We start from the raw sequence: 22,483 nt of genomic DNA, 5'->3' as shown, positions 1-22,483 counted from the left end.
ACGCGACATGGGCAAGGATCGCATCCTGGTGGGGGAGATCGGACGGCCGCACGGCGTGCGCGGCCTGGTCCGCGTCCAGTCCTTCACCGCCGATCCGGCGGCTTTGGCCGCCTATGGCCCGCTTTCGGATGAAAGCGGCAGCCGCAGGCTCGTGCTGCAATGGCTGCCTGGCGGGCTGGCCCGCATCGACGGCGTCACCGACCGCGATGCCGCGGCGAAGCTGACCGGCACCCGCCTTTACGTGCCCCGCGGCACCCTGCCCGAGCCGGAGGAGGATGAGTTCTACCTCGCCGACCTGGTCGGGCTGGCGGTGCGGGACGCGCAGGGCGGGGCGCTGGGCGTGGTGCGCAGCGTCGATGACTACGGCGCCGGCGCCTTCCTGACGGTGGTGGACGAGGCGGGGCGCGAAACCCTGCTGCCCTTCACCCGCGCCGTGGTGCCGGTGGTGGACATCGCCGCGGGCCATCTGGTGGCGCAGCCGCCGGAGGATGTCGTGGTGCCGCCGGAAGCGGAAGGCGGGCAGGAGCCGGCGGTGCTGGCCGAGCCGGTCCGCCCCCTGCCGCGCCGCCAGGACGATCCGAAGCGCACCGGCCCGCGCGGCGTGCGCGGAGGTGGCGCGTGAGCTGGCATGCCACCGCCCTGACGCTGTTCCCGGACATGTTTCCGGGCACGCTCGGCCATTCCCTGGCCGGGCGGGCGCTGCGTGAGGAGACGTGGCGGCTGGACACGCTGCAGATCCGCGACTTCGCGGCCGACAAGCACCGCACGGTGGACGACACCCCCTGCGGCGGCGGCGCCGGCATGGTGCTGCGGCCGGATGTGGTGGATGCCGCCTGCGACGCCGCCCTGGCCGACAACGTGGCGCGGCCGCTGCTCTACCTCACCCCGCGCGGGCGCCTGATGGACCAGGCGCTGGTGCGGGAACTGGCCGCCGGCCCGGGCGTCGTCCTGGTCTGCGGGCGGTATGAGGGGCTGGACCAGCGGGTGATCGAGGCGCGCGGCATGCGCGAGGTTTCGGCCGGCGACTTCGTGCTTTCGGGCGGGGAGCCGGCGGCGCTGCTGCTGCTCGATGCCTGCGTGCGGCTGCTGCCGGGCGTCATGGGCGGGGCGGAAAGCGCGGCGGAGGAAAGCTTCGCCGAGGCCGATGCGCCGCTGCTGGAATACCCGCACTACACCCGCCCGGCCGAATGGCGGGGCAGGGCGGTGCCGGAGGTGCTGCTGTCCGGCCACCACGCCGCGGTGGCGCGCTGGCGGCGGGAACAGGCGGAGGCGGCGACGCGCGAGCGGCGGCCGGATCTCTGGGCCAGGCATATGTCCCGGCGGGCAAGCTGAGCCGCCATGCCGGAAGAACGGATTGAACGGGCGGCCCGCGCCGCCTAAACGATTGATCGAGAGGACCAAACCCATGAACCTGCTGCAGCAGTTCGACGCCGAGCAGCTTTCCCGCCTGGCCAGCGCCCGTGAGGTGCCGGAATTCGCCGCCGGCGACACCGTCCGCGTGATGGTGAAGGTGGTCGAGGGCGAGCGCACCCGCACCCAGGCCTATGAGGGCGTCGTGATCGCGCGCTCCAACAAGGGCCTGCACAGCAACTTCACCGTGCGCAAGCTGTCCTATGGCGAGGGTGTGGAGCGCGTTTTCCCGCTTTATTCCCCGAACGTGGCGGAGATCGCCGTGCTGCGCCGGGGCAAGGTGCGCCGCGCCAAGCTGTATTACCTGCGTGGCCGCACGGGTAAGTCCGCGCGCATCGCCGAGAAGGTCGCGCCGCGCGCCGCCAAGGCCTGAACCGGCCCGCGGACGGAATGGGGGCCCCTGCGCCCCCGCAAGCATGGCTCCGGGCTTTTCGCGGCCCGGGGCGACTGGTTTCGGGGGCCGCAGCGGCCCCCGCGACGCCTGAAACCGGATGTGCTTCCGGGGGATGCCTCCCCCCGGCCACAGGCCGGACGGGGTTCCGGGGGATGCCTCCCCTCGCGACGCCATCGCGACCTCCGGGTGGCGCTGGGAAGCTCGCTTCGAGCGCTCGATCGCCACGCGGATGAGTAATGAACCATCTGCCATGGGGATACGCCGATGTCGGGCACCAAGCCGCGCACGCTGTACGACAAGATTTTCGATGCCCATCTGGTCGAGACGCTCCCGGATGGCACGGCGCTGCTCTACATCGACCGCCACCTCGTGCATGAAGTGACCAGCCCGCAGGCCTTCGAGGGGCTGCGCATGGCGAAGCGCCCGGTGCGCCGCCTGGAAGGCACGGTCGCGGTGGTGGACCACAACATCGCCACCGACGCCTCCCGCTACACCGGCATCGACGACCCCGAAAGCCGCGTGCAGGTCGAGACGCTGGAGCGGAACGTGAAGGAATTCAACGTTCCCTACATCCCGCTGACCGACGCCCGCCAGGGCATCGTCCATGTCATCGGGCCGGAGCAGGGCCTCTCCCTGCCGGGCATGACCATTGTCTGCGGCGACAGCCACACCTCGACCCATGGCGCCCTCGGCGCGCTGGCCTTCGGCATCGGCACCTCCGAGGTGGAGCATGTGCTGGCCACCCAGACGCTGTTGCAGAAGCGCGCCAAGAACATGCGCGTGACGGTGGAGGGCGCGCTGCCCGCCGGCTGCACCGCCAAGGACATCGTGCTGGCCATCATCGGCAAGATCGGCACGGCGGGCGGCAATGGCCATGTCATCGAATATGCCGGCTCGACCATCCGGGCGCTGGACATGGCCGGGCGCTTCTCGGTCTGCAACATGTCGATCGAGGCGGGCGCGCGCGCCGGCATGATCGCGCCGGACCAGACCACCTTCGACTACGTCAAGGGCCGCCCGCACGCCCCCAAGGGCGAGTATTTCGACCGCGCCGTGGAATGGTGGAAGACCCTGCCCACCGATGAGGGCGCGGTGTTCGACAAGGAGGTGTTCCTCGACGCCGCCGAGATCGTGCCCATGGTGTCCTGGGGCACCAGCCCGGAGGACGTGCTGCCGATCACCGGCACGGTGCCGAACCCCGAGGAAGGCGCCGACGAGGCGCGCCGCGCCCAGCTCCGCCGCATGGTGGACTACATGGGCCTGACGCCGGGCCAGAAGCTGACCGACCTCAAGGTGGATGTCGTCTTCATCGGCTCCTGCACCAATTCCCGCATCGAGGACATGCGCGCCGCCGCCGCCATCGCGCGCGGCCGCCGCGTGGCCGAGGGGGTACGCGCCATGGTGGTGCCCGGCTCCGGCCTGGTGAAGCTGCAGGCCGAGCAGGAAGGGCTGGACGCCGTCTTCAAGGAAGCCGGCTTCGAGTGGCGCGAGGCGGGGTGCTCCATGTGCCTCGGCATGAACCCGGACAAGCTGACGCCGGGGCAGCGCTGCGCCTCCACCTCCAACCGCAACTTCGAGGGGCGCCAGGGACCGGGCGGGCGGACGCATCTCTGCTCCCCCGCCATGGCCGCCGCCGCGGCCGTCACCGGCCGCCTGACCGATGTGCGCGAGATCGCCGAAGGGAAGCACTGAGCCATGGACGCCTTCACCACCCTGACCGGCATCGCCGCGCCGCTGCCGATGGCGAATGTCGACACCGACAAGATCATCCCGGCGCGCTTCCTCAAGACCATCGCGCGTACCGGGCTCGGCAAGTCGCTTTTCGCCAATCTCCGCTACCGCGAGGATGGCTCGGAGAACCCGGATTTCGTGCTGAACCAGGAGCCCTACCGCCACGCGGAGATCCTGGTCACGCATGAGAATTTCGGCTGCGGCTCCTCCCGCGAGCACGCGCCCTGGGCGCTGCTGGATTTCGGCATACGCTGCGTCATCGCCCCTGATTTCGCCGACATCTTCCACAACAACAGCTTCAAGAACGGCATCCTGCCGGTACGGCTGCCGCGCGAGGTGTGCGACCAGCTGATGGAGGATGCGCGGCTGGGCGGCAATGCGCGCCTCACCGTGGACCTGGAGCGGCAGGTGGTGGTGCGGCCGAATGGCGAGGAGATTTCCTTCGAGATCGACCCGCTGCGGCGCCACCTGCTGCTGAACGGCCTCGACGACATCGGCCAGACCATGCAGAAGTCCGCCTCCATCGACGGCTTCGAGACAAAGCAGCGCGCCGCGCAGCCCTGGCTGTACGGCGCCGCGCAGCAGGAGGAACGCACCGCGTCATGACGGCCAACAAGAAGATCCTGGTTCTCCCCGGGGACGGCATCGGACCCGAGGTGATGCGCGAGGTTCGCCGCATCATCGAGTGGATGGACCGCCGCCGCCATGTCAGCTTCGCGATGGAGGAAGGCCAGGTCGGTGGCGCCGCGCTGGAAGCCACCGGCTCTCCCTGCCCGGATGAGACGGTGGAGCGCGCGCTGGGCGCCGATGCCGTGCTGTTCGGCTCGGTCGGCGGCCCGCGCTGGGACAGCCTGCCCTTCGAGAAGCGCCCGGAACTCGGCATCCTGCGCCTGCGCAAGGAGCTGGGGCTGTTCGCCAATCTGCGCCCCGCGCTGGTGATGGAGCCGCTGGTCGATGCGTCGAGCCTGAAGCCCGACGTGGTGCGCGGGCTGGACCTGATGATCGTCCGCGAATCCACCGGCGGCATCTATTTCGGCGAGCCGCGCGGCATCGAGACCCTGCCCAACGGCAAGCGCCGCGGCGTCGACACCGAGGTCTACACCGAGGAGGAGATCGCCCGCGTCGCCCGCGTCGCCTTCGACCTCGCGAAGAAGCGCAGCGGCCGCCTGACCAGCGTCGAGAAGGCCAATGTGATGCAGACCGGCCGCCTCTGGCGCGCCGTGGTCTCGGAGATCGGCAAGGCCGAGTACCCCGAGGTCGAGCTGTCGCACATGTATGCCGACAACTGCGCCATGCAGCTTTGCGCGCGGCCGAAGCAGTTCGACGTGGTGCTGGCCGGCAACCTGTTCGGCGATCTTCTGTCGGATCTGGCGGCGGCGCTGACGGGCTCGCTCGGCATGCTGCCTTCCGCCACGCTGGGGGCGCCGGATGCCTCCGGCCGCCGCCATGCGCTGTATGAGCCGATCCATGGCTCGGCGCCCGACATCGCCGGCAAGGGCATCGCCAATCCCTGCGCGCAGATGCTGTCCTTCGCCATGCTGCTGCGCTGGTCCTTCGGGATGGAGGAAGACGCTGCGATGATCGAGACGGCGGTGGAGAAGGTGCTGGCCGGCGGGCTGCGCACCGCCGACATCATGGGCCCCGGCACGGCCCGCGTCGGCACCAGCGTGATGGGTGACGCCGTGCTGCGCGAATTGGACAAGCTGGCGGCGTAACGGCTGAAAAAGCCCTCTTGCGCGGGGGAATGGCCTCGGTTATTCCCCCGCCACAGGCCAGCGCCCGTAGCTCAACTGGATAGAGCGCTAGACTACGGATCTGGAGGTTTGGGGTTCGAATCCTCACGGGCGCGCCACGGTGCTCCCGGGAGATCAGCCCGGTACAATTTGGTATGCGCCCGTAGCTCAGCTGGATAGAGCACCAGACTACGAATCTGGGGGTCAGAGGTTCGAATCCTTTCGGGCGCGCCATACCTTCTCAATTGAGATCAAGCAGTTATCGAAAAAGCCTGGCCTCAGCGCCGGGCTTTTCGCTTTGGGCGTCCCACGGAGGCCCCACGAAATCGCTTCTTCGCACCGGCACCTCTGGCGCCGTGAGCGGCGTCAGGGGCCGGTGTTCGGGCTGCGGTTCTGGCGCAGGGGCGCCCGGTTACGAAAGCCTCCGCGTCGTCCATCCTGCGTCACATGGCCGCCCGCGAATTCATCAATCCCCGCGGGCGGAGGCCTGAATCAGGAACGGATGCTCCTGAGCAGGTCGTTGTGCCACGCGATGCACGCGTCGCGCTGCCCGAACGCCGTAGCCTCGACCCCTTCGACGCACAGGGCAGCCTGGCCCGTCCAGATCTCAGGCACATGAAGCGCCGCATCCAGTGCGCAGGACCATGACGCACTCGCCAACTCCGGATACAGTTCCACGGCAGGGCTTTGGCTAATCCGTGGGGCGAGCGCGTCCAGAAAGGTGTAGACGCGCTCCCATTCGAACTCCTGGCGCTTGCTCTCGTGCGATCCCACCGCAAGGTGGACTGCGAACTCCGTGTCGTCGGCCGAGACAAGACTGCCCGTGCGCAAGTCCACCTCGATCCCGAGGAACGAGGCCGCGACCGAATTGGCCTGCTCCGCATCAGCCTCGAGCATCTCAGCCCTTCGCTTTCTCCACGGAATCAGCGTCTCCAGACGCTTCGACAAATTGGGGAAGCCGGCGGCGAAGGCACGAACGTGATCTCGTGTCACGCAGCCGCTGACTCGGGGCAGGTCGTAGGCTTTCGGTGCGTACGGGGGCACAAGCACACGGTTGTGAGTCCGAGTGTACCAGGAAGGATCGCACCGCATCATGGACAGAACGCGCAGCAGATCCTCGCGATGGACCCAGTAGTCGATCGTTGAGGGGACGTTGAGGATCGGCAGAACCTGCCAGAAGGCGTAACTCTGACCAACCATCATCGCCTCGCAGGCGACCTTTTCGCCAAACGCCTCGGTGATCCTCTCGTAGGTGTCGCCACCCATCAGAATGGGATCGATGTCATCCGAGAGAGCCGAGAACGGGACGCCCAGATCAAGCTGGGCAGGCCGTGCGAGGGCCCTCAAGGCCGCAGCGTACGCTGTCTTCGGGATGCCATTCCTCTTGGCCTCTGCGAGCGGCAGACCCACGCCTCCGAGAGGGATGGTTTCGCTCCATGGGTCCAGCTGGGCATGTTCCTGAGGCGGGTGCTTCGGCGCCGCCTGCTCTGCCATCCTCCTGGGCTTCCGCCGCGACGGGGAAGGAGGTGCCGCCAGCTTGGTGGCGCAGGAAAGCTTATTCTTTGGGTCCACAATCATCTCCTGCTGTGGAAGGCCGAGGGGGGCATGGAAGAGGAAGAAGAGCAGCAACGCCGCCCATGCTGAGATGCCGTCGATGTCACGCAAGCATCACGACGGTGACCTCGAGCCGCTGGCCGGCGGCTTCCTCCGGTAGAGCAGGAACCCCCGGTGCTGTTGGCATGGTGCCTCCAGGTATCCTGCTTTCTCGATGCGACGCGGAGTGCGCTGCCGCCCGTTTCGGCAGGTCGCTCGTCAGTGGCCAAGGCAGAACAGGGCCGAACTCCGCGAGGCGGATTCGAGACTCAGCTCATCGCGGTGCTGGCAACGATCCGGGCACTGATGAATGTCTCGATATCTTGGTGGCGGTAGCGGACAGTCTTGTGGCCGAGGCGCACGAAGCGCGGCCCGTCGCCCGTACAGCGCCAGCGCTCCAGCGCCTTGCGGCTGACGCCAAGCCGGGCGGCCACATCCTCGGGTGTCAGCAGGGGAGGGTGATGCGGCGTGGGCGCGGCTGCACGAATGGCCAGCTTCGGCTGTTCCATGGGGTGTCCTTTCGGCGTGGTCAGAAAAAAGGCGCAGGCGCTGAGGAGAGGGCGGCGCGGCCGCCCTCCGGTCAGGCTGTCTCCGGGGATGCGTCGTCGGTCCGCGGCGCCGGCTGGCCGATGCGGCCGACAGCGTTCGCGGCCTCGACCAGGCGCTCCTGGCTGAGGTGCGCATAGCGGCTGGTGGTGGCGACCTGCTTGTGCCCGAGGATGCGGCCGACCTCGAAGAGTGAGTGGCCGCGGTTGGCGAGCGCGCTGGCGAAGCTGTGGCGCAGGTCGTGGAGGCGCAGGGTGGGCGAAAGCCCTGCCGCGGCCTTGGCCCGCCCCCAGGCGCCACGGACGCTCTCCATCGGCTGGCCCCGCCGCCGGGCTGAGGGAAAGACGAAGGGGTTGCCCGGCACCCGCCGAAGGCTGCTGAGCAGCGCCAGCGCTGCGTCGGAGAGCGGGATGTGCCGCCGCTCGCCGTGCTTGGCCAGCGGCACCGTCAGGACGCGCCGCCCGAGGTCGACATGCTCCCAGCGGGCGCGTAGCACCTCACTCTTGCGCGCGCCGGTCAGGGCCAGCAGGTGGATGGCCTCGGCGGCGACGCGGTCCGGCTCTTCGGCCAGCACGGCCAGCAGCCGGATGTGCTCGGCGTCGGAGAGGAATTCCTCGCGGTGCCGCTCCGGCAGCATGCCGGGACGCTCAGCCGGGTTGCGGCCCTCGTAGGCACCCCAGCGCAGGGCCAGGGTAAAGATCCGGCGCAGCACGGCGAGGTGGCGGTTCACCCGCGGGTTCGACAGCCCCTCGGCGAGGAGCCTACGGCGGAACTCCGCCACCTCACCCGGCTCCACCCGGTCCAGCGGTTTGCGCCCGAGCGCGGGCAGGATCCGCTTGCGGCACATCGCCTCGTAGTCCCAGGCGGCGCGCAGCGTGTCGCGGATCTGCGGCAGGTACTTCTGCTCGACGAACTCGGCGAGGGTCGGGACGGCGCGCCGCCGGTCGCGCTCGCCGCCCGGATCGCCGCCGAGGGTGACGGCGGCGCGGAGCTGCTCTCCCTTCTGGCGCGCCTGGTCGAGGGTGATGTCGCCGAGGCGGCCGAGGCGCACCTCCCGGGCGCGGCCGCGGTCGTCGGCGTAGCGCAGCCAGAAGGTGATCTGTCCGCTGGCTCTGACCTCCATGATGAAGCCGCGGAGACGGGTGTCGAAGATGCGGAGTTTCCGTGCCCCCGGCGGCACCGGCGGGGGAGCCTTGGTGAGGGCGCGTGTGATCAGCTCGGTGGCCATGCCAAGCCGCCTTTCATCCGGTCGCGAGGAGTGGGAATGGGTCCCGGCCGCACCGAATGGCGGGCACCGGGGCTCAAGAGTGTGTTCGCGGGGCGACTTTGGCGCGCAAAGGGGAAATTGCGGGCGAGCGGCGAAAATGCCGCCCGCGCGCGCCGTGACCGTCCTCCGGCAAGCTGCCTTGGCGTTGCTTGGCGCGCCTCAGTCAGCGGTCAGGCTTGGTGCTGCCGGCGCGCCACCTCGCAGCGCAGGGCAGTGGTGGCGTGCGAGCTGGCAAGGGCAATCAGGCTGTCGGCTGGCCGCGCCAGGGCAGCATCGATCAGCATCTGATCGAGCACCAGAAGCAGCAGGCTGGCGATGATGCCCTGGCTTCGGCCGGTCGGGTCTGAGCTCAGGATGATGGGACTGCGCGTGGCGCCGCCGCGCTGGACGATGTCCCAGGGGTAGGGGGAGGGGCCATCGCCCGGGCGGAAGCTCAGCGGGGCCGCCATGCCCTGACCGGGGCGGGCGCCGAGGGCCTCGACCACCTTCCCGAGATGGTCGGAGGACTGCAGGGCCATGAGGCTCGGCTTGCGCTGCGCCTCGGCCATCTGCCGCTGTTGGGCCACGCCCGCGATGTCGCGAGCGCTCCAGGCACCACCCGGCCCGGAGTTCTCGTCCAGGCCGAGGCGTAGCGTGGCCTGGGCGCCTTCGCCGGCGTCGAGCACCGCGAGGTGCCAGGGCAGCAGGCAGCCCGCAGGCATGTTGGTGCGGGTGAAGAGGGCGTAACGCCCGGCGAGGTCGCGGCGCAGGGCCACGACGTCCGGGTGCGGAGCGTCGGTCATGGGATCGTCCGTGAAGTTGGATGACATCCGCCTGCGGGCCCGTGGGGCTCAGCAACCTAGCGGACGCGATGCCATGACATATGACCGGGAGCGGAGGTTGCTTCTCTCGGCGGGGCTCAGGGCCTCAGATCCGGTGCGCGTCGCCAAGCCGGATGAGGCCCAGAAGATGATCAGGTCTCCAGCTGCTCGTCGAGGCGGTCGTCACGGCGGCGCGCCGCCCGGAGTGCCTGCCGCGCCTGCTCGAACTCCGGCCGCAGGCCGAACACGGTGGGCCTGTTGTGGAGCCGTCGCAGCAGGCCGGCCCGTTCCATCTCGACCAGGGCGTCGCGCAGCTTCTCCGGCGTTTCCCGGGTGGTGGTGGCGCAGCGGCCGGACCAGAGGAGCGTCTCCAGCGCGCGGCGCGCCTGCTGCGGTGTCGCCTCTCCAATGGGGCGGCCTGCGGCTCCGGCAGGTCGGGGTTCGGGCGCAGCCAGACGCAGGAGCGGCATGAGGCCGAGCAGGAACTCGGTGCCGCACCGTGGGTAGACCTCGTAGAGCTCGTTGACCGTCTGCCACATCTCGTCGAGCAGCGGAACGGCCGCTTCGGCGAGCGCCGCGACGACCGCGGCAGCCGTCTGACCTGAGAGGTTGTCCTCCTCGGGCATCGGAGACGGTGCGGTCGCCAGTAGGGCGCGGACAGTCTCGCGGCTGGGCAGCTCAATCTCCGTCCGCAGCAGGTCGGGCCGCTTGGCGTAAGCCTTCCGGACGGGCGCGGTGCGAGTGCCCAGGTGCCAGCGGACCACCAAGCGGTCGCCCTCGTGGTCTCGGATCGGCCGGATGGTCTGCTGCGCGCCGCCCGTGAGTGAGCGCTGCGCCAGATCCTGGACGATCGTCTCGGCCGCCTGGGCCGGATCAGGGAGGTCCCGGTAGATCTCGCATTGCTGAACCCACAGCCGACCCCGCAGCTGCGCGGACGGAAGTTCGGCCGCCTCGGCCAATTCGGCAACGAGGGCATCAATGCCATTCTGGAGGTTCGCGAGCTCGTGGCCGAGGAGATATGTCCAGTCGTTCCCATGAGCGCCCACCAGGTTGGTGGCACCGCCTGTGGCCGGCTCGCCAGGATCCTCGAGCTGCGACCGCAGCGCACGTATCAGATCGGGGCGAAGCCGGCTTCGGTTGGTGATGCGGAGGCGCCCAGCCTCGTCTGCGCGGAGGACGAGCTCGCCGAAGATGGTCATCTTTCCGCCTTCCGGCAGGTCAGGGACGGTAAACCGGACGGGGAGGTTGGTCTTCAGGCACTGGCCCGGCTTGGGCGCAGCCTCGATGATCCCGGCCTGGTACAGGCGGACGCAAAAGCCTTCTGCCTCCTCGGCTGGCAGATGAGCCAGAGCAACATCAAGGCCGAACTGGATCCGATCGATCAGGACATCAGCCTGCGGAGCACAGGACAGCAGGGGATCGGAAGCGGTCGCATCAAGGGCTGGCAGTTCGCGCACGGTTCCCGTTCCTGAGCAGAGAGGCCTGGAGATGTCTGGGAAGCGGGCATGAGGTCAAGGGTGATGGCATTTCCCCACATTGCCGGGCCTTGTCAGAGGGGAGGCGGAATGGCGCCGCAGCGTGGGGACTGCCTCTGATGACCTGCCCTCTTAGCTCAACTTTGGGTCATGTCCCCTCGCGTGGTGTAGGAGCTATGGTTCCGGCGGGTCGGGTGGCCGGGATCAGGCTGGCACGGCGGAGAGCCTGATGGGACCAGTATCGCTGACTGCGGCGACGGTCTCCAGCGTCATGTAGCGCGACCGCTGGATGGCCCATTCGTCGGACTGTTCGAGGAGGATGGCGCCGATGAGCCGCACGACGGCGGCCTCGTTCGGGAATATGCCGACCACATCGGTGCGGCGCTTGATCTCGCCGTTGAGGTGCTCGATGGGTTGGTGCTGTGGAGCTTGACGCGGTGCGCGGCCGGGAATGTCATGCAGGCGAGGACATCCTCCTCGGCGCCATCCATGAGGGCACCGAGCTTCGGGACCTTCGGCCACAACTGGTCGGCTACCGCTCTCCACTGCCGCTTGGCACCCTCTGCATCGGGCTCCGCGTAGGCGGTGCCGATCCAGGCCGAGACGATGCGGCGCTGCGCCTTTCCGGCATGCGCCAGCGGAGTGCGGGCAAAATGAACGCGGCACCTTTGCCAAGTGCCCCTGAGCACCTTCGTCACGGCGGCCTTGAGGCCCTCGTAGGCATCAGAGACGACGAGCTTCACGTCCCTGAGGCCGCGGCGGGCGAGGCCGCGCAGGAAGTCGAGCCAGAACGGCTCCGCCTCGGAGCTGCCCACCACCATGCCGAGCACCTCGTGCCGCCCGTCGGTGTTGACGCCCACGGCAACGGAGACGATGCGCCCTGCCTCGCGCACCTTCATGTAGGTCGCGTCCAGCCAGAGATAGGGCCAGTCGCCCTCGATGGGGCGGGCCAGGAAGTCGCCCATCCGCTCGTCGATTTCAGCGCAGAGGCGGCTGGGCTCTTGGAGACCCCCTCCAGGTCCATGGCGCGAACCAGATCGTCGACCGAGCGCGTCGAGATGTCCTAGAGATAGGCCTCCTGGATCACCGCTATCAGCGCTTTCTCGGCGGTCCACCGGGGCTCCAGGAAGGCAGGGAATTAGGAGCCGCGCCGTCAGTGGGATCCCGTTGAGACGCTGATCACCTTTCCAACAGGGTTCCTATTCCACGCCGATCCACAGCTGAAAGCCTGCAAGTCGAGCCGTACTGGTGAATTAGCTAAGAATTTCTCGCGGCACCCGTTCCCCTCCCCAATATTTCTCCATAAGCTCAGGCTAGCCAACTGAACCTCGGGCGCTGTTGCGGTGCGGCTTCTACCCACGACTGTCTTGAACCCGAATACGCCGGATGGCGAACGGTATGTGCGATCGCTGCTGGCTGCAGCACCTGCATCCCCCGGCGCCTTCGTTGCTCACTCGGTGAACCTGCCCGAGCATGCCTATAAGCGGTACGGAGAGGCCGACTTCGTCCTCGTTGACCGGCGAGGGCTCCTGGTCATCGAAGTAAAGGGGGGAATTGTCCGGCACTCGGGGGGCGTCTGGAGCTTCGAGAACGGACGAGGGCAGGCGAGGCGGCGCTCCGAGGGCCCGCATAGGCAGGCCGAGTCAGGCATGCAGGCACTCCTCCGGACGCTCGCGCGCGCCGGCGCCCCACCGATCGGCATCTTCGGCTGGGTGGTGGTGACACCCTTCACTTTTTGGGCCGCGCCCCACCCCGAGATCCCAGTCCCGCTACTTCTCGACCGTTCGGCCTGCACCTCGCCTTTTAGTTTCACTGAGGCTCTGGACGGCGCCTTCCAGTGGTGGCGCGATAGGGCGGTCGCGTCAGGCCGTGCCACCCATCCGCTGGACTCTGCCGCCCTGGAGCGCCACCTGCTCCCGGAGTTCCAGTATGCCCCAGCCCCTGCGCGGTGCGCGGAGGCGATCGAGGAGGACGTCGTCCGCCTGACTGAACGGCAAGCGGAAATACTTGAGGGGCTCTCGGGTAACGCGCGGCTGCTTGTCGAGGGGGGAGCCGGGACAGGCAAGACGCTCCTGGCGGCGGCGTCCGCAAGGCAGGCCGCGGCCTCAGGGAGCAGCGTAGGCCTGATCGTCGCCGCGCCGGTCCTGGCGGCTCACCTCGCCGCCGCGATGCCCAGGGTGACAGTGGCCGATCCCGCGACGATGCGGTACCTGCCCGCACGATCCCTCGATGTCCTCGTCGTGGACGAAGGGCAGGAACTGGCTAATCCTGAGGGGCTGCACCAAGCCGGACGCCTGCTCAGGGAAGGGCTGGACGCCGGGTGCTGGCGCTGGTTCATGGACCCTGCCAACCAAGCGCTCCACTCGACCATTGAGCAGGGCAGCCTTGCGCGTCTACGCGCGATGTCGGCCTGCTACCGCTTGACCCGGAACGTCAGGTCGACGCGCAACATCGTCAATCTCGTCCGCGGCACCGTCGGCGCCGACGTGGGCATCTCTGACATCGACCCCAGAGGCGTCCTCCCGCACATTGAGCACGTGCTCGGCCCCGCAGCCGCCGCCCTCGAGGCGGCGGTTAGACGGGCACGCGAATGGATCGACACCGGCGTCGCACCGGGCGACATCGCAATACTCGCTGCGGAGCAGGACGTGACTTCCCTCCTCGAACTGGCGCGCCGGAACCTCGGCGACGACGTAGCCCTGCTGGCCGCTCCCGCTGCACTCGACGCGGCCCGCACGCGCGCCGTAGTGAGCGATCCCTCGACCTTCCGGGGGATGGAGCGGGCGTGGGTGGCGGTTGCGTGCACACCTGGCTTCGCGGAGCAGCCGAGAAGCGAGCGGTTTCTGTACGTTGCCATGACCCGCCCGAGGGCTGGGCTTGCGGTGTTCTTGGCCGATGGTGCGGACGCTTGGTTTAGGGGCCTCCAGGCCGAACAGGAATCACGGGCACAGGAAACGACCCAATGACCCACAGGACCGAGTCCTTGCCCGCTCCCAGGTCTGCCAGTCCGCCGCTCACCACCCGGGAGAAGCGCACAGCCCGCGACCGGCTGGTTGCCACCCTCCGCGGTGACCTCATCGGCCCGTCGCATGGCGACGCTGAGGAACTGCCGGAGCGACCGGACAAGCGCTATCTCATGAGCATGCTCTTCCCGCGGAACGCCACGGCCGCGCCCGTCGTGGAGGAGGAGGAGACATCGGCGCCAGACGCCGGTGCAGGAGGCAGCAACGAGGACGAAGCCACAGACGGCTTCGAGGCGCCGACCGACCTGCTGTTCCAGCGCCTGCCCGCCTCCGTCGGCTTCTCCTTCGCAGTGCCGGCCGGGCACCCATTCTCCGTGGAGATACGGGCCGGAGCCGGCACCTACCGGAAGCGGGTCCCGGTGCAGGAGGGAGCGGCTTCCGGAGTCCCGCCACAGCGAGGCGGAAGCCAGCGAAAGAGGGCATCCTGGGTCCGCTCCGGCCTCTTCCATCCGGCATCCGGCCAAGAGGAACGGGTCGACATATTGTCTACAGGGGCGGTACGGCGTGGTGCGTTCGGCGGCTGGGCGCAGATCCACGTCTCTACGCGCAGCGGACCGGAGGGTTCCTGGATTGTGACGGTTAGCCTCGTAAACGAGAGGACCGTCACGGACGAGAACGGCCGCTACGATCCGGAGGACTGCCTCTACCAAGTCTCGCTTGAGGCCGTGCCCTCCGTGGCCGTCCTGCCGTGGCCGTCCCCCGAGCGGCTCACGGTCGATCCCGAGGAGGACGAACTTGCGCTCCAGTACCGCGACCGGCCCGCGCTCGCCGTCGGGCACGGCTGCGCCGCCGACTGGAGCCCGGCCGCCGACGGTAGGACGCGGATACGAGTTGAGTTCCTGCCGTCCGTCGAGGTCGCCCCGGTCACGACGCGGATCGGTGACCTGGACGGGCGCGCAAGCCGGGCGCTCAGCCTCCAGCGCCTGCAGTCGGAGGCCGTGGCCGTGGGCGACCTCCTGTGCGATCTGCACGCCCTCGTGGAGGCGTATGCCGCTTGGCGCCGGGGCCTCGACGCAGTTCCCACGGATGACCACCCACCCGAGGCGCGCTCACGAATCCTTGGCAGGATTGACGAGGCCCTCCGCCGCATGCGGGACGGCTGCGACCTGCTGGCGCGGGATGCCGACGCGCTCCAGTGCTTCCGCCTCGCGAACCGGGCGATGCTCGTCCAGATGGCCTACTCGGGGAGGGTCAAGTCGGCCGAGAGGAGCGGGCGCCCGGCCGCCGAGCGCGTCAACCCCGACGACGCGATGCACGCGTCCTACGAGTGGCGCCCCTTCCAGCTGGCCTTCCTGCTGCTTGTCCTCCGGAGCATGTGGGAGGAGGGCGACCCGTTTCGCGACGTCGTCGACCTGATCTGGTTCCCGACGGGTGGCGGCAAGACGGAGGCATACCTCGCCGCCGCGGCGTTCGACATGCTGCGGCGCAGGCTGCGGGACCCCGGTCGCGGTGGCGGCACCGCCGTCATTATGCGCTACACCCTGCGCCTGCTCACGCAGCAGCAGTTCCAGCGCGCCGGTCACCTCATCTGCGCGCTCGAGAGCCTGCGGATGCGGGATGCGGGCAGGCTCGGGGACGAGCCGTTCTCTTTGGGCCTATGGATCGGCTCCGGCAACGCCCCGAACGCGCTCTCCGAAGCCGCGGAGAAGTTCGACCGCCTCATCCGGCAGCGGCCGGGCCCAGTGCGGAACCCATTTATCCTCCTGCGCTGCCCGGCCTGCGGCAGCCCCGTCATCTCCCCCACCCGGCAAACCGACGGGGACGAGGGTGTGGGTATCCGCTGCACGCACGCGGCCTTCGAGTTCTTCTGCCTGGAGCCGCGGTGCGAGTTCCACCGGAGCATCCCGGTTCAGATCGTGGACGAGGCGCTCTACCGCGCGCCGCCGACGATGCTGCTGGCGACGCTCGACAAGTTCGCCATGATGGCGTGGAAGGAGAACGCTGGGCGGTTCTTCGGGGCAGGCACGCGCAACGCGCCGCCGTCCCTCGTCATCCAGGACGAACTACACCTTATCTCGGGCCCCCTTGGAACGGTCGCCGGGGGCTACGAGGCTGCCCTCGACGCGGTGATCGCCCACCGCGGCGGGCGCCCGAAGGTCATCGCCTCGACCGCCACCATCCGGCGCTCAGCCGACCAAGCGCTAGGCCTCTTCGCCAAGGAGGCGGCGGTGTTCCCGCCCGCCGGGCTGACGGCCGGCGAGACCTTCTTCTCCCGCCCGGACCCCGACGTGCCCGGGCGCCTCTACCTTGGCGCCATGGCGCAGGGCCACACGCCGACCTTCAGCAACGTGCTCGCCTCAGCCTCCCTACTGACCGCCGTGCCGAGGCTCGGGCTCTCCGATGCAGTGGACGACTCTTGGTGGACACTCGTCGTGTACCATAACAGCCGGCGCGAACTCGGGCGAAGCCTCACCTTGGCGCGCGATGACATTCCCTCCCGCATTGCGGCGCTCCACCCGCCGGGCACGTCCGGCGCCAGGGCGCTGCGCCGGGTCCAGGAGCTCTCGGCCAACGTGAAGGGCGAGGACATCCCTAACGTGATCGAGGAGGTTTCCGCTGGGAAGGGTACCCCCCGCGCCATCGACTACCTCGGCTGTACGAACATGCTGTCCGTCGGGGTGGACATCGACCGGCTCGGCTTGATGATGGTGCTCGGGCAGCCTAAGACGGCGTCGGAGTACATCCAGGCGACGTCGCGCGTCGGCCGCGACGGGACGCGCCTTCCGGGCGTCGTGCTCGCTCTGTATTCCCCCACGAAGCCCCGGGACCGCTCACACTACGAGAACTTCCGGCCCTTCCATGATGCCCTCTACAGGTTCGTGGAGCCGACGAGCGTCACCCCCTTCGCGCTCCCGGCGCGGGAGCGGGTGTTCCACGCCGCCATGATCAGCGCGGTCAGGATGGGGACCGCCCTGTCCGGCAACGCCGATGCGGCACGCTTCTCGACGGCGGACCCGCAGGTCCGGGCGCTGGTGGACCGCCTCTACGAAAGGATGAGGCGGGCCGACCCGACCGAGCGCCGGGGCATCGACTCGAAGGCGGTGGAGGTGGAGCGGTGGTGGGAGACGCGGCTAGCGCAGAACCTCAAATACGCGATGCCGCCGCAGGCCATGAATTTCCCCGTGCTCATCAAGCAGTTCGGTGAGCAGGCCCATCCGGAGGCCCGCGAGACCCTTCAGTCCATGCGCCACGTGGACGTCGGCGTCCGAGTCTGGATCAGGGGCGCAAGGCCGTCCGATGCGCCTTCGGGCGGCAACCCGCCCACCCTGAGACCACGGGGCGGGGCCGCCCGGCGGAGGAACGGTACGTGAGCACAGGCAAGAACTACGAACTCCGCCGCACCCAGCTCGTCGGCGCCGGGGGCATCGGCGCTGTCATTGACATCGGGGACGAGTCCTTCGTTGTCTGCGACGCGGTGGATTGGGGCTCGCCCTCGGAGTACGTCCGCCTACAGCGGATGGAGCAGCGGCTCCGCCGCGACCTCAGGAAGCCGCCTGCGGACCGCCCGGGGTCGCCGGGGCGCGTGCTCCTGCACCGCTTCCCGGAGGCCATGTTCTGCAACAACCCCCGGTGCCGCCGCATCATCCGATGGCAGGAGGCCCGGCACGGGCGCCCTGGACTGCCGATGAGGTGCCCTCAGTGCCAGCAGGAGGGCACGCTGGTACCGATGCGGTTCGTGGTCGCCTGTGAGGACGGCCACCTGGACGACGTGCCGTGGCACCTGTGGGTCCACAAGTCGAACCGGGGCGGCTGCCGCTCCCATGAGCGGTTGAAGCTGTTGGTAGACGAGACCGGGACGGGCGGCCTCGAAACGCTGAAGATCCTCTGCGAGGACTGCGGGTCATCCGAGTCGCTCGACGGCATCACGTCAAAGGGGTCCATGAAGGCTATAGGGGCGCGCTGCCCATCGTGCCATCCCTGGCAGGCCCGGACGGGCGGGTTCACCTGCACGAGGGAGCCTTCGGTCCTCCAACGCGGCGCCACGAACCTGTACTACCCCGTCACCGCGTCCGCCCTCTCGCTGGGGGATGGCGGCGGGGCCTTGGCGCATGACGCGGCGGTGGCCAGGATGCTGGCCTCGACCACCTTCGAGATGGCGAAGGAGGTTGCGGCCGACCTCGCGTCGACGGGCAACGTACCCCACCCGAGGATCGCCCGGTTCGCCCAGATGCTCGCCGACGAGTTCGCGCTGCCCCTCGAACTCGTCCTGGAGCACCTCCGTGCATCCGCGCCCGTCGGTGGGGCAGCATCTAGCGCCGCGGACGACGGCGATCCGGATTGGGATGCCGAGGACATTCTGGCCGAGGAGTGGCGTTTCCTGACATCCGCCGAGGCTGCGGACTTTGCGTCGGACGATCTCGTCTGCCGGGAGACACCTCCTCCGAAGGTCGGTGGGGGGGCGCCGTTCGCGCGCGTCCTGCTCGCGGATCGCCTCCGGGAGGTCCGGGCCTTTTTGGGCTTCAGGCGCATCAAGCCAGACGGGGCACTGGTGCGGCCCGAGGCCGGCCGCGCCTTTCCCCCGGGGGTCCGCCCATGGCTGCCCTCGGTCGAGGTGTTCGGCGAAGGCATATTCATCGCCTTCGACCTCGACTTCGTCTCCCGGTGGGAGGCGGCGGTCCGGGCGGACCGCGACGAGTCCGCGCGGCTCGCCGAACTCGAGCGCCACTGGCAGGACCAGGGATACTGGTTCCTGCCGAGGCCGACGCCGAGGTTGATCGCCATCCACACCCTCTCCCACCTGCTGATGAGGCAGCTCGTGTTCGAGTCCGGCTACTCCTCCTCTGCCCTGCGCGAGAGAATCTATGCGGGCCCCGACATGGCCGGGCTGCTCATCTACACGGCGGACGGCGACTCCGAGGGCTCCCTTGGCGGCCTTGTACGGCAGGGGCGGCCAGACAGGCTCGGCGACCTAATCAGGGTGGCCCTGGACCGCGGGGTGTGGTGCTCCGCGGACCCGGTGTGCCGGGAGACCCAGGGGCAGGGACTCGGCGGCTTCAACCGGGCCGCCTGCCATGCCTGCTCCCTCGTCCCCGAGACCTCCTGCGTGCTCGCCAACACGCTGCTCGACAGGAGCCTCCTCCTTGGACGTGGGTCGTCCCTCCCGGGGCTGCTCGAGGGCGTGCTGGCGGGCTCGCCATGAGGCTGCCAAACGCGCGCGATCTGAACGAAGAGCAAGAACGGGTCTACCTGTACGCGCCCGAGGACGGCCGCGTCCTCGTCTCGGGACCGCCCGGCACGGGAAAGACCGTACTCGCGGTGCTGAGGGCTATGGAGGCGGCGAAGAAGGGCCGACGGACTGCCGTGGCGATGTTCAACAGGATGCTCGAGGCATACGCGTGCCGCCTCCCGGACGGTATAGGGTCGCTCGAGGCTCAGGGAATCCAGGTGCGGACCGTGCGCCAGCTCTTCAAGGAGCTGTGGTTCGGCTTGCGGGTTCCACCGGCCGCGAACGCAGCGTTGATTCTCCTCGATACTTCTTTCGACGAACGTGAGAAGGTCAAGGAGCTTGGTGCTAAGTGGAAGCCCGCGATCTGGGCACCCTGGAGCCCGAAGAGTGGTAAATCTCGCGGCTACAGTTGGACGGTGGAACCCGACGAGTACTGGCGGAATCCCGGCGCGTTCAGTAGATGGTCTCCCACGTCTGATCTTCCTGCCTCGGAGGAAAGTGAGTTCGCTGTCGACTGGGACACTGTTACCCGGCACCTCCTGAAGCACCAGTCCGTCGCCCGCTGGGACGCTCTGTCCATTGACAAGCTGATCATCGACGAGGGCCAGGACTTCCCACCGGAGTTCTTTAGGCTGCTGCGGTTGATGTCCGAGGGAGTGATTGGACCGGAGGGGCGGCCACTAGCGGTGATGGTGCTGGCCGACGAGAACCAGCGCCTCAGCGCCAAGCAGCACTCGACCATATCGGACATTGAGACGGCCCTGGCGATCCCGGCTTCGCGCCATTACCATCTGCGTACCAACTTCCGGAACACAAGGCAGGTCGCGCTCGTCGCGCAGCACTTCTTCGCCGGAGCGAACACGGGCATCCCGTTGCTTCCTGAGCGAAGGGGACCGACTCCGGAAATGCGGCGCTGTGAGAGCGTGCAGACGGCTGTGGAGCAGATCGTTACGTACCAGCGCAACAACCCGAAGCATGAGATCGGGGTGCTCATACCCGACGACGACACTGCCCGCCGGGCCTACTTCGACGCGCTGCGTACGGCGGCCGCTCCTTCGAGCGTGCGCGTCCAGACCTATGCCTTTCGAGACCCGGAATTCAATCAGCCGAAGCGGCACCTCGTCTTCGACGAGCCTGCCGTGACGGTGCTGAATCGTGCCAGCTGCAAGGGACTGGAGTTCGATGCAGTCTTTGTCGTCAACATCCATGCAGCCCGGATCGAGGAGGGCCAGGAGGACTTCTTCAAGATGGGCATGTACGTCATGTCGGCGCGGGCCCGTCGAAGCCTTGCTCTCCTGTGGGTCGGCAGGCCCTCGGATAGGCCCCAAGTGCTCGGGTTGATGCCGCGAGCACCTGCCATCAGGATCCTGGCATGAGTTCGGACAGTCCTGTTCCCCATCTTGTCTCCAATTTCCGAGAGTCCCTGTCGATTCTGGAAAGCCTTCGTGCCTCTGCCCGACCCGGCAGGGGAATGCGGCACCTTGCGAGTCGGCCGGTGGTGGACGCGTTGCGGGCAGCGGAGCTGACGGCAGTGACGGGGGGCCTGGACGGTGAGTTCCCGGTGCTATGCCGCCTCGAGGTGTCCGCCGGCCCCATCGGCGACACCCAGGCCAACTGCGTTCCGCTCGGGCGAATCGCGGCGTTCGTCTTCCGCACGGGGGACGAACGCGACCAGGTCGCGGGAAAGATGTTCGAGAACATCAGCACCGACGGGTTGAGCATGGAGGTCGCGCCCGCACTCTTCAGTCGGGAGGGGCCATCCCGTTTCAACGCGGAGCCCACCGATGGAGCGGCAGGCGAGGCGCAGGACTGGATTCGGGCAGATGCCCTGGCAGGCGCTGTCGGCACTGTCCTATCACTCGCACACCGACGCCTCGAGGCCGCGGCTGAGGCGGGCGCCTTCTTCGACGGCGCCGGGCGCCTCCCTGTCGACCTGCCCGCCTTCGTCAACTCCCTGCTCTCGCCAGACGGCCCATGGGAGACGCCGGGCACCGCGGTCGCCGCAGTCACGTCCAGCCTGCGCGGGCTGCCGGGGCAGGATCCCCTTGAACTGGTTGACCTTTACGCAGAGGCGCTCGGGGCCTGCGGTTATTCCTCGGACAACCTCGACAGGTTTAGGAACTTTGTTTCTGACGTCATCACATCCCGCAGGGCGAGGCGCCCACAGGATCTCGCCGACGAGGGAGACCTGCTGCTCCGGGCGCTCCTTCTCGTCCTGCAGAGGGATCGGATAGACGATATTCTGGACGATTCGGCCGATGGCATGCTTCCGGGGCCGGCCGTCCACCTCACGGCCGCGGCACTCGCTGGTTTCCGCGAGGGCCTCGCGAGGATGCCCTCGGCGATCAAGCAGCCCTTCCGCGACGTCCTCGGCGAGTTTGCCTCTGCTGTCGAGGCCAACCCATCGGTTCGGCTGGAGGATCTCGCCGCGCCCTTGAGGGCGCGACTGCCGGCGGCTCCCGCCACCGCGCCGCTGACCTCGACACTCCAAGACGGCGCGGTCCCGCCAGGCATCGCTGCCAGCGGTGATCTTGAGCCCGCACTGGTCCGGGAACTGCAACTCGTAGCCGAGTCCCTTGGACTCTCGCAGGCACGGCCCGAGGAGGGCATGCTAGGAAGCTGCCCCCAAACCCGCGTGGCGGTCCTGGTTTCCCCTTTGACTAACGATGCAGCCCAAGCCCCAACGCTCTGTCTTCGTGTTGTTATCGGCAGCATTGCGGGCGGGGCGCTTGTTCGCGGGGCGCTCTCGGACGCCCTGAAGGCGGAGCCCGGTTCGGTGCTTTGGCTCGCTCCGGGCTCGAACGAACTGGAGTTGGTGCTTCCGATCGGCGCTGCCACGGAGCAGAACCTGCCGCGTGTGCTCAGCCACCACGTCAAATTGGCCCGGCGCTGGCATGCCGCTGCCGCATCCACAGAGCGGCCCGCCAGCGGCGACGCACCGGCAGAGACCGCGAAGGCCCCGCGGAAGCCGAGGGGCGGGGGTGGCCGCAAGCGACCGGGGCCGTCCTCCACAGGTCAGGGCGCTGGGTCTCCCGATGCCGATAGGGCATCAGAAGCTCCGCAGGACGGCATGGGGACGACCGGAGGCGGGGAGACGAAGCCAGCCCCGCGGCGCCGGTTGAGGAAGGGCGGTGCCGAAGCGGTCGAGGGCGAGGCAGCAAAGCCATCTCCGAAACGTCGCTTGCGGAAGGAAGGCGTCGGCCGGGATCGACCCGCCACGAACCAAGTCAGCTTCCTCGGGCCGGTGTCGGGCCCGGTGCGGGGCGCCGAACCCGAGGCGGACGCCGAGAAGGCAAGTGCCGATCCACCGCCGGAGGACGGCGCTGCCTGATCGGGCCGGGCGC

General features: G+C 68.7%; 16 protein-coding genes, 2 tRNA genes and 1 pseudogene. 13 read left to right on the top strand and 6 right to left on the bottom strand.

Annotation, left to right across the window (positions count from 1 at the left end; genetic code table 11):
• Positions 1–7 precede the first annotated feature (7 nt).
• From rimM to F0Q34_RS11270, 8 genes are all read left to right on the top strand, one after another.
• Positions 8–622: a ribosome maturation factor RimM gene (gene rimM, locus F0Q34_RS11305; protein ID WP_149812323.1), complete on the top strand. Its 615-nt coding sequence runs from the start codon at positions 8–10 to the stop codon at positions 620–622.
• On the top strand, positions 619–1,332 hold the full coding sequence (trmD, locus tag F0Q34_RS11300; RefSeq protein WP_149812322.1) for a tRNA (guanosine(37)-N1)-methyltransferase TrmD: 714 nt from the start codon (positions 619–621) through the stop codon (positions 1,330–1,332). The genes rimM and trmD overlap by 4 nt, the downstream gene beginning before the upstream one ends.
• A gap of 73 nt (positions 1,333–1,405) precedes the next feature.
• Positions 1,406–1,783 (top strand): 50S ribosomal protein L19, encoded by a 378-nt coding sequence (gene rplS, locus F0Q34_RS11295; protein WP_149812321.1) that lies wholly within the window; start codon positions 1,406–1,408, stop codon positions 1,781–1,783.
• A gap of 285 nt (positions 1,784–2,068) precedes the next feature.
• Positions 2,069–3,496, top strand: a complete 1,428-nt coding sequence (leuC, locus tag F0Q34_RS11290) for a 3-isopropylmalate dehydratase large subunit (RefSeq protein ID WP_149812320.1) — start codon at positions 2,069–2,071, stop codon at positions 3,494–3,496.
• A gap of 3 nt (positions 3,497–3,499) precedes the next feature.
• A complete protein-coding gene (gene leuD, locus F0Q34_RS11285; RefSeq protein ID WP_149812319.1) occupies positions 3,500–4,141 on the top strand; it encodes a 3-isopropylmalate dehydratase small subunit in 642 nt (213 codons plus the stop codon).
• The gene (leuB, locus tag F0Q34_RS11280) at positions 4,138–5,250 is read left to right on the top strand and encodes a 3-isopropylmalate dehydrogenase (protein WP_149812318.1); all 1,113 of its coding nucleotides are present in this window, start codon (positions 4,138–4,140) and stop codon (positions 5,248–5,250) included. The genes leuD and leuB overlap by 4 nt, the downstream gene beginning before the upstream one ends.
• 60 nt (positions 5,251–5,310) lie before the next feature.
• A tRNA-Arg gene (locus F0Q34_RS11275) sits at positions 5,311–5,387 on the top strand.
• Between the two features lie 38 nt (positions 5,388–5,425).
• Positions 5,426–5,502, top strand: a tRNA-Arg gene (locus tag F0Q34_RS11270).
• 258 nt (positions 5,503–5,760) lie between these two features.
• Here F0Q34_RS11270 and F0Q34_RS11265 read toward each other — a convergent pair.
• The 6 genes and pseudogenes from F0Q34_RS11265 to F0Q34_RS11240 all read right to left on the bottom strand — a co-directional run bounded on the left by F0Q34_RS11265 (position 5,761) and on the right by F0Q34_RS11240 (position 11,914).
• A complete protein-coding gene (locus F0Q34_RS11265) occupies positions 5,761–6,933 on the bottom strand; it encodes a hypothetical protein (protein WP_149812317.1) in 1,173 nt (390 codons plus the stop codon).
• A gap of 197 nt (positions 6,934–7,130) precedes the next feature.
• On the bottom strand, positions 7,131–7,370 hold the full coding sequence (locus F0Q34_RS11260; protein WP_149812316.1) for a helix-turn-helix transcriptional regulator: 240 nt from the start codon (positions 7,368–7,370) through the stop codon (positions 7,131–7,133).
• Positions 7,371–7,441: 71 nt separating this feature from the next.
• Positions 7,442–8,635 carry a site-specific integrase gene (locus F0Q34_RS11255; RefSeq protein ID WP_149812315.1) on the bottom strand — a complete coding sequence of 398 codons (1,194 nt, stop codon included), beginning with the start codon at positions 8,633–8,635 and terminating at the stop codon, positions 7,442–7,444.
• A gap of 209 nt (positions 8,636–8,844) precedes the next feature.
• Positions 8,845–9,456, bottom strand: a complete 612-nt coding sequence (locus F0Q34_RS11250; protein WP_149812314.1) for a hypothetical protein — start codon at positions 9,454–9,456, stop codon at positions 8,845–8,847.
• A gap of 170 nt (positions 9,457–9,626) precedes the next feature.
• Positions 9,627–10,931: a hypothetical protein gene (locus tag F0Q34_RS11245; protein WP_149812313.1), complete on the bottom strand. Its 1,305-nt coding sequence runs from the start codon at positions 10,929–10,931 to the stop codon at positions 9,627–9,629.
• 222 nt (positions 10,932–11,153) lie between these two features.
• Positions 11,154–11,914: pseudogene (locus F0Q34_RS11240) on the bottom strand (IS256 family transposase).
• A 378-nt stretch (positions 11,915–12,292) separates the two neighbouring features.
• On the opposite strand from F0Q34_RS11240, the gene F0Q34_RS11235 reads away from it, so the two are divergent.
• Genes F0Q34_RS11235 through F0Q34_RS11215 form a run of 5 tightly spaced genes read left to right on the top strand, consistent with a single transcriptional unit; the run spans position 12,293 to position 22,470 of the window.
• Positions 12,293–13,915, top strand: a complete 1,623-nt coding sequence (locus tag F0Q34_RS11235; RefSeq protein WP_149812312.1) for a nuclease-related domain-containing protein — start codon at positions 12,293–12,295, stop codon at positions 13,913–13,915.
• Entirely contained in the window at positions 13,912–17,283 is a 3,372-nt protein-coding gene (locus tag F0Q34_RS11230; protein ID WP_149812311.1) for a helicase-related protein, read from the top strand. Before F0Q34_RS11235 ends, F0Q34_RS11230 begins: the two co-directional genes overlap by 4 nt.
• Positions 17,280–19,112, top strand: a complete 1,833-nt coding sequence (drmB, locus tag F0Q34_RS11225) for a DUF1998 domain-containing protein (RefSeq protein ID WP_149812310.1) — start codon at positions 17,280–17,282, stop codon at positions 19,110–19,112. Before F0Q34_RS11230 ends, drmB begins: the two co-directional genes overlap by 4 nt.
• A complete protein-coding gene (locus F0Q34_RS11220; protein WP_149812309.1) occupies positions 19,109–20,515 on the top strand; it encodes a DEAD/DEAH box helicase in 1,407 nt (468 codons plus the stop codon). Before drmB ends, F0Q34_RS11220 begins: the two co-directional genes overlap by 4 nt.
• Complete coding sequence (locus F0Q34_RS11215) at positions 20,512–22,470, top strand: hypothetical protein (protein WP_149812308.1); 1,959 nt, start codon at positions 20,512–20,514, stop codon at positions 22,468–22,470. Before F0Q34_RS11220 ends, F0Q34_RS11215 begins: the two co-directional genes overlap by 4 nt.
• The last annotated feature ends 13 nt before the right edge of the window (positions 22,471–22,483 follow it).

This window comes from Teichococcus oryzae (assembly GCF_008386565.1).
Lineage (GTDB): Bacteria > Pseudomonadota > Alphaproteobacteria > Acetobacterales > Acetobacteraceae > Pseudoroseomonas > Pseudoroseomonas oryzae.
Note: the sequence above shows the minus strand (reverse complement) of the source record. Positions and strands in the feature narration are given on the sequence as shown.